This is a genomic window from Thermalbibacter longus, assembly GCF_023806485.1.
Classification (GTDB): Bacteria; Chloroflexota; Chloroflexia; order Thermomicrobiales; family Thermomicrobiaceae; genus Thermalbibacter; species Thermalbibacter longus.
Genome location: NZ_JAMSLR010000003.1, coordinates 182,753 through 197,362, shown reverse-complemented (window position 1 = coordinate 197,362; position 14,610 = coordinate 182,753). Strand labels below are relative to the sequence as shown.

Genomic DNA, 14,610 nt, shown 5'->3' with positions numbered 1-14,610 from the left:
GAGCCTGACAAGTGCTCGTTCGGTAAAGTCCAAGAGCCGTCACTGGCCATGTTGCCTCATGCGGCAATTGTGGCCTGTAGGGTTCACCGCTCGAGCTTGCGCCACCAGGCAGGGACGGCGTAGGGATCCTCCTCGCCGTAGGCGAAGCCGGCCCACTCGACCAGCCCGCTCTCGCGCAGGAGCTGCGGGATCACCTGCCCGTGCACCACCATCTTGGCCAGCTCGCGGTCTGCCTCCGGCCAGCGGCGCAGCGCCTCTTCGTACGCCTGGCGCGTCGGCTCGTCGAGCTGCATCGCCTCGATGAACTGCACCGTCGTGAACTCTTCGGCATCGATCCGACGGATCAGCGGCACGACGTACGGCCACAGGAGGTCGGCTACCTCTTCGATCGGATCGCCGATCGGATGGCGCATCGCTCAGCGTCCCTCCACGCTCTGCCCTGCTGGCGTAGAGTTCCCCACCCGCTCATGGGAGGCGAGCGTGCGCGCCCCAGCACGCGCGGCGGAGAGGCCAGCAGGCGACGGCCCACCGCTCGCGGCTAGTCGGAGGAGCCAGCCGGCGCCCCGGTGCGAGTCACCGCCCGCCGGTCCTCCATGAACGCCGACAAGAGCTCGATCGGCACCGGGAAGATGACCGTGCTGTTGCGCTCGCTCGCGATCTCGGTCAGCGTCTGCAGGTAGCGGAGCTGCAGCGCTCCCGGCACGATCGTCAGCACTCGAGCAGCCTCGGCCAACTGGTTGGCCGCTGCGAACTCTCCCTCGGCATGGATGATCTTGGCCCGCTTCTCGCGCTCCGCCTCAGCCTGGCGCGCCATCGCCCGCTGCATGGTGTCGGGCAGCTCAACGTCTTTGACCTCGACGATGCTTACCTTGACGCCCCACGGCTCGGTCTGCTCGTCGATGATCTCCTGGAGCTTCTGGTTGATCTTCTCCCGCTCGGCCAGCAGCTCGTCCAGCTCGACCTGCCCCAGCACGCTCCGCAGCGTGGTCTGGGCGATCTGCGAGGTTGCCCGGATGTAGTCGGCCACGTTCACCACCGAAGCGTTGGGATCGACCACCCGGAAGTACGCGACCGCGTTGACCCGGATCGTCACGTTGTCGCGGGTGATCACCTCCTGCACCGGGATGTCCATGGTGAGCGTGCGCAGGTCGACCTTCACCATGCGCTCGACGAAGGGAATCAGCAGGATGATGCCCGGCCCCCGCGGGCCCACCAGCCGGCCGAGCCGGAAGACGACCCCCCGCTCGTACTCCTGCACGATCTTGATCGCCGAGGTCAGCACCATGAGAATGAACAGGGCAATGACCGCGAATACGATAAGACTCGGGCTCATCAGCGCACTCCTTTCGCTCAGGCACCTTCTACCGGGCCACGCGCGATCAGCTTCGTGGCCCCTTTCGATTCCGCTTCACCATGTTCACTGCGCTGGGTTGCCACGCCGGGTGATCGAAGCCAGCGGCCGCAGCACTCCCCCGGCCGGCTGTGGCTGCTCGGCGACGGTCTCGACTTCCTCCGGCGCGACCGGCGCCACCGTCAGCCGCAGGCCCTCGACGCCGACGACCCGGACAAGCTGCCCCTCTGAGATCCGCCCTGCGTTGCTGCGCGCCCGCCAGAGCTCGCCCTCGACGAACACCATCCCTTCTGGATCCAGGGCTCGCCGGACGACACCGACAGTGCCGATCAATCCCTCCCTGCCCGTCGCCGGCCGCCGTGCATGCGCCCGGGCCACCAGCGTGATGACGGCGAGGAACGAGATGGCGACCAGCGCCGTGACCGTGAGGATCACCGCGCGCGAGATCTGGAAGACCGGGCTGATCGGCGATTGCATCAGCAGGAACGAGCCCAGAGCAAACGAGATGATTCCGCCCACGGTGAGCACACCGTGGGTCGGGAGATAGAGGTCGGCGATGAAGAGGATGAAGCCGAAGGCCATGAGCAGCACGCCGGCCCAGTTCACGTCGAGGTTCCCCAGCGCGAATAGCCCGAGCAGCAGGAAGATGCCGCCGACCACGCCAGGCAGGACGGCCCCGGGGTTGGCCAGCTCCAGGAAGATGCCGAGCAAGCCCAGGCTCAGCAGGATATATGCTACGTTCGGGTCACTCAGGATCTGGAAGAACTGCTCGACCAGGTTCATATCTACGGGGACGATCTCGGCATCCCGCGTCTGCAGCGTGACCTCGCCAGCCATGGTGGTAACGGGACGCCCGTCGACCGTGTCGAGCAAGGCGTCCAGGCTGGGCGCCACGACATCGATCACGCCCATCTGAAGCGCCTGGTCAGCGGTGATGTTGACCGCCTCGCGAACGGCCTGCTCCGCCCAGTCGGCGTTGCGCCCGCGCAGCTCGGCTAACCCCCTGATCTTGGCCACCGCATCGTTGACGACCTTCTGCTGCATCGTCTCATCAGTCTGTGCCGGCTGCCCATCCTGCCCGAGCAGGACGGGGCTGGCCGACCCGATGTTGGTAGCCGGGGCCATAGCCGCGACGTGAGCCGCATAGGTGATGTAAACCCCAGCCGAGGCAGCCCGCGCGCCCGAGGGGGCGACGTAGACGATGACGGGCACTTCGCTGGCCAGGATGTCCTGGATGATATCGTCCATGGCCGAGCTGAGGCCGCCGGGGGTGTTGAGCCGAATCACGACGGCGTGGTCGCCGGCGCGCTCTGCCTCCCGGATGCCACGGTGCACGTAGTTCGCCATCACCGGCGTGATGGCGCCGTCGACTTCGATGAGGCGCACGCGGGGCGTGCTACCCAGCGCCGTGCCCGCAAGCAGCCAGGCCAGCCCGCTCATGACGAGGAAGATGGCAAGCGCGCGCCTGAGGGGGGTGGCGGCTGTCGCAACGCGTCGGTTCATCTCAACCCGCCGTTCGCTCGCAGGACAAGTATATACCCGGCGGGCATCTGCCGTGACCGCGCGGCCTAGGTGACGAAGACCTGCGACCCCTGTGGCGTCTTGACCACGTTGATCCGGGTCGGGAACTGGTCTTTCAGCTCGTCGATATGGGTAATGACCAGGATCATCGCGAACTCGTCCTCGATGGCCCGGATCGCCTGTACGAGCCCCTCCCGCCCCTTGGCGTCCTGAGTGCCGAAGCCCTCGTCGATGACCAGGAGCTCCAGCCGGGTACCGGCGCGGTGGGCCAGCAGCATGCTGAGCGCGACCCGGATAGCGAAGTTGATGCGGAACATCTCCCCGCCGCTGTAGAGCTCGTACGGGCGACGGCCAGCCTCGTCGCTGATCACGATGTCGAGGGTCTCGATCAACCCGTCATCGCTCCGGCGCTGGCGCTGGGTGCGGAACTCCAGGCGCATCGCGTTGCCCGGCATCCGGTCGAGGATCGCGTTCGCCCGCTCCTCCAGCTCGGGGATCATGTTCTCGATGATCATCGCCTGGATACCCCCCTTGCCGAAGGCCCTGACGAGATCCTCGTAGATGCCCTTCTCGGTGACGAGCTGCTGGCGCTGCGCCGTCAACTCGGCAGCGCGCTCACGCTCCTCGTAGGCATCTTCCAGCCGCTGCTGAGCCCGGCCGAGCGCCTCCTGCTCCTCGTGGAGCGCCCGTTCGGCCTCCAGAATCCGTTGCTGGAGCTGATCGCGCTGCTCGCGCAGGGGCGCCGCGCGCTCGATCTGGCACCGCAACTCCTCGATCTCTCGATGTAGACGCTCGAGCTCCGCGCGGTCGGCTGCGATCTGCTCCTCCAGCGACACGAGCTGGCGGCGCTCGAGCTCTGCAGCCAGCGAGGCTCGCTCGAGCGCCTGGTACTCCTGCTCCGCGCCGGCCACCTCCTGGAGCTGCTGGGCCAGCTCCTGCCCCTCACGCTCGTCGTACGGGATGGCGGCCAGCTTCTGGCGCACGGCCTCGAGCTCGCTGCGCAGCTCAGCCCCGGGCAGGCCGCGCTCGAGCGCCTGCATCAGCTCCTGGCGCTTCGCCAGGTGACGCTCGAGCTCCGCCCGCCGTTCGGTCAGGCCCGCAAGCTGCGTCTCGACCCTCGCCAGCTCCTGGCGCAGCCGGTCCCGCTGAGCGCGCGCGTGCTGGAGACGCTCCATCTCCGTCTGACGCTCCGCCTGCTCGGCGTCGATCTGGTCAATCTCCGCCCGCCTCAACCGGAACTCGTCGCCCAGGGCCCGCCCCTGCGACGCGATCTCGGTCTTCAACCGGTCGCGCTCGTGCTCCGCGAGCGGCCGGAGGCAGACCGGGCAGGCGGCATCGATCGCGTCGAGCTGGTCGATCTTCCCCTTGAGTTCCTGCATCTGCTCCTTGAGCCGCCGGCATTCGGCTTGGAGCTCGCCACGGCGACTCTGGAGCTCCTGAAGGTGCTCCTGGAGCCTCTGCATCTGGTCGTCGAGATCGCCCAGCGACGCCAGCTCCCGATCCAGCCGGCTACGCTCTCCCTCTAGCCCCGGGAGCCGCGCGAGCTCCCGCTCGCAGTGCGCGATCTGCTGCTCGCAGGCGTGGAGTTCGCGCTCGACGCAGTGCACCTCCCGCTGGATGCCGTCTTCCAGCCGTCGCTCGGCCGCCAGGAGGGCCTGGCGCTCGTGCAGTCGCCGGTTCAGCTCGTCCATCGCCTGGCGAAGCTGCTGCCAGCGCTCGAAGCGGGCAGTAATCTCGCCCGCCCGCGCAAGCACGGCCTCATGCGCGCGGACACGCTCACACAGCTCCGCCCGCTGGCGCTCTCGCTCCTGAACCTGCGACGCCAGTTGCTCCGCGCGCTGGGCCTGCTGCGCCGAGACGCGTTCGGCCGTCTCCAGCACCTGGAGCGTCTTCACGACCTCGTCCCGCCGCTGGCGGAGATCGTCGAGCTGGGCGCGGAGCCCATCGACCGCGCGTCGCCGTCCAGCGACCTCGGCCTCGAGCTGGGGCAGGATCTGGAGGTAGCTCTCGATCGCCTCGAGATCCTGCTCGATGGAGCGGATCTCCTGCTCGCGCCGCCGCAGCTCCTCGCGGGCCAGTCGCTCGTACTGGTCGTACTCGCCCAGGTTGAGGATCTCGCCGAGCACCCGCTTGCGCTCGGCCGGCGTCTTGGTGGTAAACTCGTCGGCCCGGTTCTGGAGGACAAACGCGGAGTTGATGAAGGTGTCGTAGTCGATGCCCAGTATCTTGTCGATGATGCTCTGGGTATGGCGCAGGTTGTTCCCGCTGAGCACGCGCCAGCGCTCGCCATCGCGGGCATGCAGCTCGAGCATCGCCCGCCCCGAGCTTCCCGGCGTCGCGATCGCGCGCCGGCGGATGACCTGGTACTCCTGCCCGTTCAGGACAAACGAGAACTCGACACACATCTCCCGGGCACCCAGGGAGAGCAGATCCTGATCCGAATTGCTGCGCGCCTTTCCCCACAGTGCCCAGGTGATGGCATCGAGCAGGGCCGACTTGCCAGCGCCGTTCTCGCCGGATAGACAGGCGAGCTTGATACCCTGGAAATCGACCTCGACCGGCTCGCGATAACAGAGAAAGTGGCTCAGTCGCAAGCGGGTAGGAATCATTGCGGCCCTCGTGCTCCGCGGTCTTTCAATCCTCATCCTCCCCAAGCGGAGGATGCGACGGCTCTTGAAGCCCGACCGGCTGCGCTCAACACAGTATACTCAGAGGCATGGAGAGATCGGGCGAAGTATCGAAGTGCAAGGCAGGGAGGAGCGGCGCGTCAGCGTGCCGCGACCCGAGAGCGGGGAATCTCGTCCACTCGATCCAACAGGACGCCTGACCTACCCGTGCTGGAGGATGCGGAGGATGAGCCGAAACCGACGGCGAGATCCGCAACGCCCGCACCGCAGCCGCCGTGACGACTCGCCTGGAGAGGACACAGCGCCCGCTGATACGTCGCCGGTGGAAGACGAGCTGGAATCCCTCGAGGCGGAGCCGGCGCTGCCGGAGCCAGTAGACGCGGAGGTCGTCGAGGCCGAGCCAGTCCTGCTCGAGGAGGACCTCGACGAGCTGCTGCGCGAAGACCCATCAGTCGTCAGCGACCCGCTGCGGCTTTACCTGCGCGAGATCGCCGAAGCGCCGCTGCTGACGCCCGAGGAAGAGGTCGAGCTGGCGAAGCGGATCAAAGCCGGCGACATGGAGGCGCTGCAACGCTTCGTGCGCGCTAACCTCCGCCTGGTGGTGAGCATCGCCAAGCGCTACGTTGGCCGGGGCCTGTCGCTCCTGGACCTCATCCAGGAGGGGAACATCGGGCTGATGCGCGCTGTGGAGAAGTTCGACTGGCAACGCGGCTATCGCTTCAGCACGTACGCCACCTGGTGGATCCGGCAGGCGATTACCCGAGCTATCGCCGACCAGGGCCGGACGATCCGGCTACCGGTCCACATGACCGACAGCATCACGCGCTACCACCGCGTGGTGACCCAGCTCGCCCAGGAACTCGGGCGCCAGCCCCGGCCGGAAGAGATCGCCGAGGCTCTGAGCGTGCAGCCGGAGAAGATCGCGCAGATCGTCCGGGCCGCCCAGCGCACGGTGTCGCTCGACCGCCCGCTGAGCGAGGAGGACGAGACGAGCCTAGGCGATCTGATCGCCGACGAGGTGTCGCAGTCGCCGGAGGAGATCGCCGAGGAGTCGCTGATGCGACGCGATATCCTCGAAGCGCTCGAGGCGCTGAGCCCGCGCGAGCGGCTGGTCTTGCAACTCCGGTTCGGCCTGACCGACGGCCAGCCGAGAACGCTGGCCGAAGTCGGTGACCTGCTCAATATTAGTCGCGAGCGGGTGCGCCAGATCGAGAACGAGGCGCTGCGCAAGCTCCGGCGGATCGCGCGTGAACGACTCGCCGAGTACTATGCGAGCATTTGATGCAATCGATGTGCAATCCGGTAGCCGCCCCCCGATCCCGGCCGACAGCGCGCGCGGGCACGGCGATGGAACGCGCCAGGTTATCCGGCGGGCAGGCGAGGGGCCGCGCCGGACCTCGATCATGGTGAGGTCGATTAAGAACCGATGCCACAAGCACTGCTGATCGCTGCGATCGTCGTTCTGATCCTCGCGAACGCCCTCTTCGTCGCGGCGGAGTTCGCTCTCGTCACCGCGCGACGAACCCGGATGGAACAGCTCGCGTTGCAGGGCAACCGGCTCGCCAGGCACGTCCTTCGATTTATGGACGATCCGAACCTGTTCATCTCGGCGGCCCAGGTGGGCATTACGATGGCTAGCCTGGGGCTCGGCTGGCTCGGCGAGCCCGCCCTCGCCGCGCTGTTTCGCGGACTGTTCAGCGAGCTGCCGGAGCCGTGGCACCGGCTGGCGTCGCATACAGCCGCGTTCGTTCTGGCCTTCGGCCTGATCACGCTGCTGCACATCGTCTTCGGGGAACAGGTCCCGAAGATGATCGCCATCCAGCGGGCCGAAGGGACCGTGCTGCTGACCGCCGAGCTGATGCGCTTGATCTCCTGGATCTTTCGACCGGCCATCTTCGTCATCTACTGGATGACCGAGCTGACGCTGCGCCCGTTCGGCCTGCGCTACGAGAGCGAGCGGCATCTCGTCTATACGGTCGAAGAGCTGGAGATGCTGGTGGAGACAAGCGCCGAGCGGGGCGAACTGGAGTCGAGCGAGCGAGAGCTGATTCACCGGGTCCTGCTGTTCAGCGACCTCACGGTCTACCAGATCATGGTCCCGCGGACCGAGATGGTGGCGATCCCGGTCACGATTGCCCTGCCCGAGTTGGTCCGCATCATTGCCCGCGAAGGGCGCTCGCGCTACCCGGTCTACGAGGACACCCTAGATCAGATCATCGGTATCCTCCATGTGAAAGATCTCTTCGCGGCGATGCGCGATGGTTGCCTGCCCGACCGGATCGACTTGCGGCACCTGTTGCGCCAGCCGCTGACCGTCCCGGACAGCCTGCCGGTCGGCGAGCTGCTCCGTTCCATGCAATCGCGCAGAATTCACGTCGCCATCGTGATCGACGAGTTCGGTGGCACGGCCGGGCTGGTCACGCTGGAGGACATCATCGAACGCCTGATCGGCGAGATCCAGGACGAGTTCGAGCGCCCAGAGCCCGACGTCGAGGTCCTGCCGAACGGGGACGTGCTGATCAATGGGCTGATGCTGATCGACGAGGTAAACGAGCGCTTCGGCCTCGACATCGACGACCCGAACTTCGACACGGTCGGTGGCTACGTCTTCGGCCGTCTCGGCCGCAAGCCGGAGATCGGCGATACGGTCGCGGTCGACGGCTACGCTTTCCGGGTAGAGGCGCTCGATGGGCTACGAATATCCCGCGTCCGGCTGACGCGCCTTCACGAGGCGGAATCGCCACCGGCCGGAGCCGCCGTACCGGACGAGTAGGCAGTGACGACCACAGGCTGCTCGCCCAGGACCCAGTCGAGCAGGGCCATGCGCAGGTAGAGCCCGTGCCGAGCCTGGCGAAAATACGCCGCCCGCGGGTCGTCGTCGACCGATGGGTGGATCTCGTCGACTCGCGGGAGCGGGTGCAGCACGATCCCCTGGGGGTTGAAACGACGCATCAACGACTGGTCGATGATGTACCGGCCTCTCGCCGCCTCGTAGTCGGCCAGGTCAGTGAATCGTTCCCGCTGGATGCGCGTCTGGTAGATCACGTCGAGCGAGGGAGCCAGCCCCTCCAGATCGTCCAGCTCGGTCACCCGCACGCCCGCTCCACTGAGCGCGAGCCGCAGTTCCTGGCTCATCCGCGCCGTCGGCGGCGCGACCAGGAACAGCTCGGTGTCGCGCGTCTGGGTCAAGAGCATGGCCAGCGAGCGCGCGGCCCGGCCATAGCGCAGATCACCGACCAGCGCGATGCGCAGCCCGTCGATTCGGCCGAGCTCTTTCCAAATGGTGTACAGGTCCAGGAGGGCCTGGGTCGGGTGCTCGTTGGGGCCATCTCCGGCGTTGATGACCGGGACATCGACGACAGCCGCCGCGCGGGCCGCGGCGCCCGCCTCGGGATGGCGGATGACGAGGAGGTCGGCGTAGCCGGCGACGATACGCGCCGTGTCCTCGATCGTCTCCCCTTTGACAGCCGAGGAGGTCGCGCCGGCGTACTCAGCCGAGATCACCCCGCCCCCCAACCGGGTCATGGCCGCCTCGAAGCTGAGCCGCGTGCGCGTGCTCGGCTCGAAGAACAGCGTGGCCATCAGCTTCCCCTGAAGCCGGGCGCTGAACCCCGGGCCAGCGAGCGAGCGCATCGACTCGGCACGCTCGAACAGTTCGAGCACGAACGACCGGTCGAACTGTCGAACTTCCAGGATGTGCCTGGGAACCGGCATCGACGTCACCTCCTCGAGAACCGCTCTCGACCAGCACAGCAGGCAGGATCGCGGTCGCAACGCTTCCGCCACCACGCACGCTCTGTCCCGCCAGGGAGTACCCGATGAGGAACCCAGCGCTGATGATAGCGCAACCTCGCCCGCGATGCCAAACGGAGAGAGCGCGTTCGTACAGGGAGTTTCCTGAGACCAGTGCCAGATCTGCCAGGAGCGGATGAGCGAAGTGGAGGTTGTGCGCGGTTGAGCGACGGTGGCGCGGCGGGGCGCCACGACCGCCGGCGCCTCAGACCACGATTTGCCACCGTATACGGCCATCTCGGCGGATCCTGGTATGCTAGAGGCGGTGCGCGGCTGCCCCGCACCGGTGACAGGAGTTCATTCGTTCTATACATTAAGTACAGCTATCGGCGCTGCCCATCGGCGCCGATATTCTGAGCAGGTCATTCGGGACGAGCAAGAGTGGTCGGGTGGAATGGGGCGCGGGTTTCGCATCGGCAAGATCGGCGGGGTCGAGGTACGGGTTCACCCGACCGTCGTGATCGCCCTGCTCTGGGTCTTCTGGCACTGGGGGCGGTCAGCGCATGATCCACTGGTCGGAGCGCTGTTCGGTGGGTTCCTGCTGCTGGCGGTTTTCGTCAGCGTGGCCGGGCACGAGCTGGCCCACTCGTTTTTGGCCCAGCGCTACGGGTTGGAAGTGCAGGACATCACGCTGCTGCCGATCGGTGGCGTAGCCCGCATCGAGCAGACGCCGCTGTCGCCGCGGAGCGAAGCCATGGTGGCACTGGCCGGCCCACTGCTCAACCTCGTGGTCGCGGCTGGCCTCACGCCCGCGCTCGTCGGCATGCTACTGTGGCGGGGCGTGCGCGAGCCGCTCGACGTTCTCCTCATCGCGCAGGAGACCAGCCCCAGCAGCCTTCTGCTTCTCGTCTGGCTAGCGAACATGCTGCTGGCGCTCTTCAATCTGTTGCCGGCGTTCCCGATGGACGGCGGCCGCATCCTGCGCGCCTGGCTGAGCTGGATGAGCGACCGGTTGATGGCTACCCGCATTGCGGTTTCACTCGGCTACTTGCTCGCGCTCGGGCTGCTGATCGCGGGCATTCTCCTCCGCGATCTGATGCTCCCGCTGCTGGCACTCTTCCTGCTGGCCGCCGCAACCGTCGAGGCGCGGCTTATCGAGGTAGAGCAAGCGATGCAGCGGCTGCCGGTTGGCCAGTTCGCCGTCTGGGACATGGGCGGAGTCGGGCCGGATCAGGAGCTGCGCTACGCGCTGCGGGGAGGGCCACGCGATGTGGCAGTGGTGAGTGGGGGCAAAGTCGTCGGCATGCTCTGGCGAGAGGACATCCTCCGCAACGTCCAGGTGGGCAGTCGCCTGCTGGTGCGGGAGGTGATGGACCCCAGTGTAGTTACGGTCAACGTCGACACCTCGGTCTACGACGCGCACCAGCGCATGCTGGCGAGCGGTCACCCCTCGATACCGGTGGTCGAGCACGGGCGCTACCGCGGCATCTTCACCGCTGATCGGCTTGTCCACGTCTATCGTTACTTGCAGGAGGGGCGACGTCCCCGCGACCGCTATCTGGTCATCGCCGAGGCGCTCGGGTTGATCGCCCGGTGACCGGGCATGCTCCTCCCGCCACCGGCGCGAGTAGCCGGACGGGAAGAACAGCGGTCGCCGCGCGGTACGCAGAAGCTCGACAGGGATACGTAGCGAACGGCTCAAGCTGGGAAGAGAGGTGCAACATGTCCACAGGTCGCTGGGATCCATGGAACGAGCTGCTCCCACTACGAGAGATGATGGACCAGCTCTTCCGCGAGAGCATGATCCGACCGAGGGCCGCCGGGATGGTGAGCGGCATCGGCGTACCGGTCGACATCGCCGAGACTGATGAAGCGTACGTGGTGATGGCTGTGATCCCGGGGGCGCGCCCAGAGGACGTCCAGATCCAGGTCTCCGGCGATACGCTCCAGCTCAGCGGGGAGGTCAAGGAGCCGGAGGTGGAAGGAACCTGGCTGGTGCGCGAGCGGCGCTACGGGACCTTCCGGCGCGTCCTCACTATGCCGGGCCCGGTGCGGGCCGACGATGCCGAGGCGGAGTTCGTGAACGGCGTGCTCGTGGTGCGGCTGCCCAAGGCGACGGTGAGCCGGAGTCGCCAGATCCCGATCCGCTCGGTAAGCTGACCGGGAGGGAACTTGAACCGCGGAGCGGGCTACGACGCTCCGGGATGCTCCTGCTCGCCACAGAGCCCACTCACAGCCTCCTCGCGCCAGAGGCCGATCCGCCGGTACTTGTCGTACCGGGCATCGAGCAGGCGTTGGGCCCCCTCGGAGACCAGTCGATCGAGCAACTCCTGAAGGTGTCGCTCGATCGCATCACCGGCCCGCTGGATCGCTTGAACCGGCTCCTCGTGGGCCGGCACCGGTTCAGGCACGATCTCGTCCACGATACCGAAGGACTGCAGGTCGGCCGCGGTAATGCGCATCGTCTCGGCGGCCTCCGGCGCGCGGGCTGCGTCGCGCCAGAGAATGGAGGCACAGGCTTCCGGCGAGGCGACGGCGTAGATCGCGTTCTCGAGCATGAGAATTCGGTCGGCAACTCCCAGCGCGAGGGCCCCGCCACTGCCTCCCTCGCCGATCACGACGCTGACGATCGGCACTTCCAGCGTCGCCATCGCCGCGAGGTTCTCGGCGATGGCGAGCGCTTGGCCACGCTCCTCCGACCCGATGCCTGGGTCGGCGGCCGGCGTGTCGATGAAGGTCAAGACGGGAAGCAGGAAGCGCTCGGCCAGGCGCATCAGCCGGAGGGCTTTGCGGTACCCCTCGGGGCGAGGCATACCGAAGTTCCGGCGGAGGTTGTCGCGGGTGGAGCTTCCCTTCTGGTGGCCGATGGCGACCACGGGTCGTCCCCGGAAGCGGCCGATGCCGCCGACGATCGCCGGGTCGTCGGCGAAGTGACGGTCGCCGTGCAGCTCGACGAAGTCGTCCAGCAGATCGGTCAGGTAATCGAGCGTATGGGGGCGCGCCGGATGGCGCGCGAGCTCGACGCGCTCCCAGGCAGTCCGCTGGACGTTCACCCTACGACTCCTTCACGGGTCGTCTCGCGCTCGCGAGCGGCGGCAGCGAGCGGCGAACCTTGGAGCAGCACGAGCACCTGCGCCACCCGATCAGGAAGCTCACGGCGCGGCACGATCGCATCGATCATGCCATGCTCGAGCAGGAACTCGGCACTCTGGAACCCATCCGGCAGCTTCTGGCGGGTGATCTGCTCGATGACGCGAGGCCCGGCGAAGCCGATCATCGCGCCAGGCTCGGCCAGGATGACATCGGCCGTGGTGGCGTAGCTCGCCGTGACGCCACCGTAGCAGGGATCGACCAGGATCGCGACATGCGGCAGGCGTTCCTTCGCCAGGCGAGCGAAGGCTGCCGTCGTCTTCGCCATCTGCATCAGTGACAGGACACCTTCGTGCATCCGCGCGCCACCGGAGCACGACACGGTGACGACCGGCAACGAGAGCTCGATGGCACGCTCCACCAGCCGTGCTAGCTTCTCCCCGAAGACGGATCCCATACTGGCGCCGAGGAAGCCGAACTCGGCCACCGCCAACGCGACCGGGATGCCCCGGATGCTGGCGCGGCCGCTGATCAACGCCTCCCGCTCGCCGACGGTCGCGCTGGTACGCTCCGCCTTGGCCGCGTACGACTCTCCCATCGCGACGAAGCCCAGTGGGTCTGCCGCTGCCAGGTGGGCGTCCCACTCGGCGAAGGAGCCGGGGTCGGCCAGCGCCGCGATGCGCTGGCGGGCAGTCAGGCGAGTATGATGGCCACAGTGTGGACAGACCCGGAGCAATCGTTCGAACTCACGGGTATAGATCATCTCGCGGCAGCGCGGGCATTTCACCCACAGCCCGTCGGGGACGACAGGCCCTTCTGTGGGCAACAGGTCACCAGGTGATCTCCGGCGAAAATGCTGGCGCATCGTCACCATCCTCGCCGCTCATACCGGCTCGCCAGGCGCTATCATACATGTATGGTCAAGCGGCAGGCTGGCACCCGCGAACACGCGGCCACATCGCTCAGCCGGAGCCGAAGGAGGGAGCGGAGAGGGGACCCGGCATGAACGACGTCGCGGTCATGATCCTCGCGGGTGGCCAAGGCGAACGTCTCAGCATCCTCTCGCGGCAGCGGGCCAAGCCGGCGGTACCGTTCGCTGGGAAGTACCGGATCATCGACTTCGCCCTGAGCAACTGCGTCAACTCCGGGCTCTACGACGTGGCCGTCTTGACCCAGTATCGTCCTCATTCGCTCAACGAGCACATCGGACACGGTCGTCCCTGGGATCTGGATCGAGAGCGCAACGGTGGCGTGCTGATCCTCCAGCCGTACCTCGGTCGCGGTCACTCCGGCTGGTACCGGGGCACGGCCGACGCAGTGTACCACAACCTCTTCTACATCACGCGCCGCAACTACTCCGATGTGCTCATCCTGGCAGGCGATCACGTGTACGCGATGGACTATCGCCCGATGATCGAGCTGCATCGACGGATGCGCGCCGGCGTCACCGTCGCCGTGCAGCCGGTTCGCTGGGAAGAAGCCAGCCGCTTCGGCGTGCTGTTCGTGAACGACGACGGCTGGGTCATCGACTTCGAAGAGAAACCAGCCCAACCGCGAAGCAACCTAGCCTCGATGGGGATCTACCTGTTCCGGCGGGATACGCTGCTCGATCTGTTTTCGGCACGATCACCGGATGCGCCCGAGATGATCGACTTCGGCAAGGATGTCATCCCGTTCCTGATCCCGACCGGCAGCGTTCTGGCCTATCGATTCGACGGCTACTGGCAGGATGTCGGCACGATCCAGTCGTACTGGGAAGCCAACATGGCCTTGCTGGAGGACGTGCCAGCGCTCAACCTCTACGATCCCAACTGGCGCATCCACACGCGCAGCGAAGAGCGGCCGCCCGCCAAGATCATGGAAGGCTCGGTCGTCGCCCGCAGCCTCATCTCCAACGGCTGCATCATCATCCGGGCGCACGTCGAGCACTCCGTGCTCTCCCCGGGCGTCATCGTGCACGAGGGCGCCGTCGTACGCGACTCTATCATCATGACCGACAGCGAGATCGGGCCAGGCGCGGTCGTCGACCGCTGCATCATCGACAAGCACGTGAGGATCGGCGCCGGGAGCCGGGTCGGCTGTGGTGACGACATGACGCCGAACTGGCTGGAGCCGACCCGGCTCAACAGTGGCATCACGATCGTCGGGCGCAACGCGGTCGTGCCAGCCGGGGTGACGATCGGCCGTAACGTCCTGATCGGCACCGACGTGACCGAGGCCGACTTCACCTCGACCGTCATCCCCAGCGGTGAGACGGTCAACCCGATGGTGGCGGTGCTCTGGTCTTGA

General features: G+C 66.9%; 12 protein-coding genes. 5 read left to right on the top strand and 7 right to left on the bottom strand.

Annotation, left to right across the window (positions count from 1 at the left end):
* Positions 1–83: 83 nt before the first annotated feature.
* The 4 genes from NET02_RS05815 to NET02_RS05800 form a co-directional block, all read right to left on the bottom strand.
* Complete coding sequence (locus NET02_RS05815) at positions 84–413, bottom strand: hypothetical protein (protein WP_284056439.1); 330 nt, start codon at positions 411–413, stop codon at positions 84–86.
* A 125-nt stretch (positions 414–538) separates the two neighbouring features.
* Positions 539–1,333 carry a slipin family protein gene (locus NET02_RS05810; protein ID WP_284056438.1) on the bottom strand — a complete coding sequence of 265 codons (795 nt, stop codon included), beginning with the start codon at positions 1,331–1,333 and terminating at the stop codon, positions 539–541.
* Positions 1,334–1,417: 84 nt separating this feature from the next.
* Positions 1,418–2,854 carry an NfeD family protein gene (locus NET02_RS05805; RefSeq protein ID WP_284056437.1) on the bottom strand — a complete coding sequence of 479 codons (1,437 nt, stop codon included), beginning with the start codon at positions 2,852–2,854 and terminating at the stop codon, positions 1,418–1,420.
* Between the two features lie 65 nt (positions 2,855–2,919).
* Positions 2,920–5,481: an SMC family ATPase gene (locus NET02_RS05800; protein ID WP_284056436.1), complete on the bottom strand. Its 2,562-nt coding sequence runs from the start codon at positions 5,479–5,481 to the stop codon at positions 2,920–2,922.
* A gap of 244 nt (positions 5,482–5,725) precedes the next feature.
* Here NET02_RS05800 and NET02_RS05795 point away from each other — a divergent pair, with 244 nt between their 5' ends.
* On the top strand, positions 5,726–6,781 hold the full coding sequence (locus NET02_RS05795) for a sigma-70 family RNA polymerase sigma factor (protein WP_284056435.1): 1,056 nt from the start codon (positions 5,726–5,728) through the stop codon (positions 6,779–6,781).
* A 144-nt stretch (positions 6,782–6,925) separates the two neighbouring features.
* Positions 6,926–8,272 carry a hemolysin family protein gene (locus NET02_RS05790; protein ID WP_284056434.1) on the top strand — a complete coding sequence of 449 codons (1,347 nt, stop codon included), beginning with the start codon at positions 6,926–6,928 and terminating at the stop codon, positions 8,270–8,272.
* Here the strand turns inward: NET02_RS05790 and pyrB are convergent.
* Positions 8,224–9,213, bottom strand: a complete 990-nt coding sequence (pyrB, locus tag NET02_RS05785) for an aspartate carbamoyltransferase (RefSeq protein WP_284056433.1) — start codon at positions 9,211–9,213, stop codon at positions 8,224–8,226. The genes NET02_RS05790 and pyrB overlap by 49 nt on opposite strands.
* Before the next feature lie 472 nt (positions 9,214–9,685).
* On the opposite strand from pyrB, the gene NET02_RS05780 reads away from it, so the two are divergent.
* Both NET02_RS05780 and NET02_RS05775 read left to right on the top strand, forming a co-directional pair.
* Entirely contained in the window at positions 9,686–10,828 is a 1,143-nt protein-coding gene (locus NET02_RS05780; RefSeq protein ID WP_284056432.1) for a site-2 protease family protein, read from the top strand.
* Positions 10,829–10,953: 125 nt separating this feature from the next.
* Positions 10,954–11,391 carry an Hsp20/alpha crystallin family protein gene (locus NET02_RS05775; RefSeq protein ID WP_284056431.1) on the top strand — a complete coding sequence of 146 codons (438 nt, stop codon included), beginning with the start codon at positions 10,954–10,956 and terminating at the stop codon, positions 11,389–11,391.
* A 29-nt stretch (positions 11,392–11,420) separates the two neighbouring features.
* On the opposite strand, the gene NET02_RS05770 is transcribed toward NET02_RS05775, so the two are convergent.
* Entirely contained in the window at positions 11,421–12,284 is an 864-nt protein-coding gene (locus NET02_RS05770; RefSeq protein ID WP_284056430.1) for an acetyl-CoA carboxylase carboxyltransferase subunit alpha, read from the bottom strand.
* Positions 12,281–13,186 carry an acetyl-CoA carboxylase, carboxyltransferase subunit beta gene (accD, locus tag NET02_RS05765; protein ID WP_284056429.1) on the bottom strand — a complete coding sequence of 302 codons (906 nt, stop codon included), beginning with the start codon at positions 13,184–13,186 and terminating at the stop codon, positions 12,281–12,283. Before accD ends, NET02_RS05770 begins: the two co-directional genes overlap by 4 nt.
* A gap of 137 nt (positions 13,187–13,323) precedes the next feature.
* Between accD and NET02_RS05760 the strand changes: the two genes are divergently transcribed.
* Positions 13,324–14,610, top strand: coding sequence for a glucose-1-phosphate adenylyltransferase (locus NET02_RS05760; RefSeq protein ID WP_284056428.1), 1,287 nt, complete (start codon positions 13,324–13,326; stop codon positions 14,608–14,610).

Coding starts and splice junctions, on each gene's coding strand:
- NET02_RS05815 (WP_284056439.1), bottom strand. CDS start 413: ATGCGCCATCCGATCGGCGATCCGATCGAAGAGGTAGCCGACCTCCTG.
- NET02_RS05810 (WP_284056438.1), bottom strand. CDS start 1,333: ATGAGCCCGAGTCTTATCGTATTCGCGGTCATTGCCCTGTTCATTCTC.
- NET02_RS05805 (WP_284056437.1), bottom strand. CDS start 2,854: ATGAACCGACGCGTTGCGACAGCCGCCACCCCCCTCAGGCGCGCGCTT.
- NET02_RS05800 (WP_284056436.1), bottom strand. CDS start 5,481: ATGATTCCTACCCGCTTGCGACTGAGCCACTTTCTCTGTTATCGCGAG.
- NET02_RS05795 (WP_284056435.1), top strand. CDS start 5,726: ATGAGCCGAAACCGACGGCGAGATCCGCAACGCCCGCACCGCAGCCGC.
- NET02_RS05790 (WP_284056434.1), top strand. CDS start 6,926: ATGCCACAAGCACTGCTGATCGCTGCGATCGTCGTTCTGATCCTCGCG.
- pyrB (WP_284056433.1), bottom strand. CDS start 9,213: ATGCCGGTTCCCAGGCACATCCTGGAAGTTCGACAGTTCGACCGGTCG.
- NET02_RS05780 (WP_284056432.1), top strand. CDS start 9,686: ATGGGGCGCGGGTTTCGCATCGGCAAGATCGGCGGGGTCGAGGTACGG.
- NET02_RS05775 (WP_284056431.1), top strand. CDS start 10,954: ATGTCCACAGGTCGCTGGGATCCATGGAACGAGCTGCTCCCACTACGA.
- accD (WP_284056429.1), bottom strand. CDS start 13,186: ATGCGCCAGCATTTTCGCCGGAGATCACCTGGTGACCTGTTGCCCACA.
- NET02_RS05760 (WP_284056428.1), top strand. CDS start 13,324: ATGAACGACGTCGCGGTCATGATCCTCGCGGGTGGCCAAGGCGAACGT.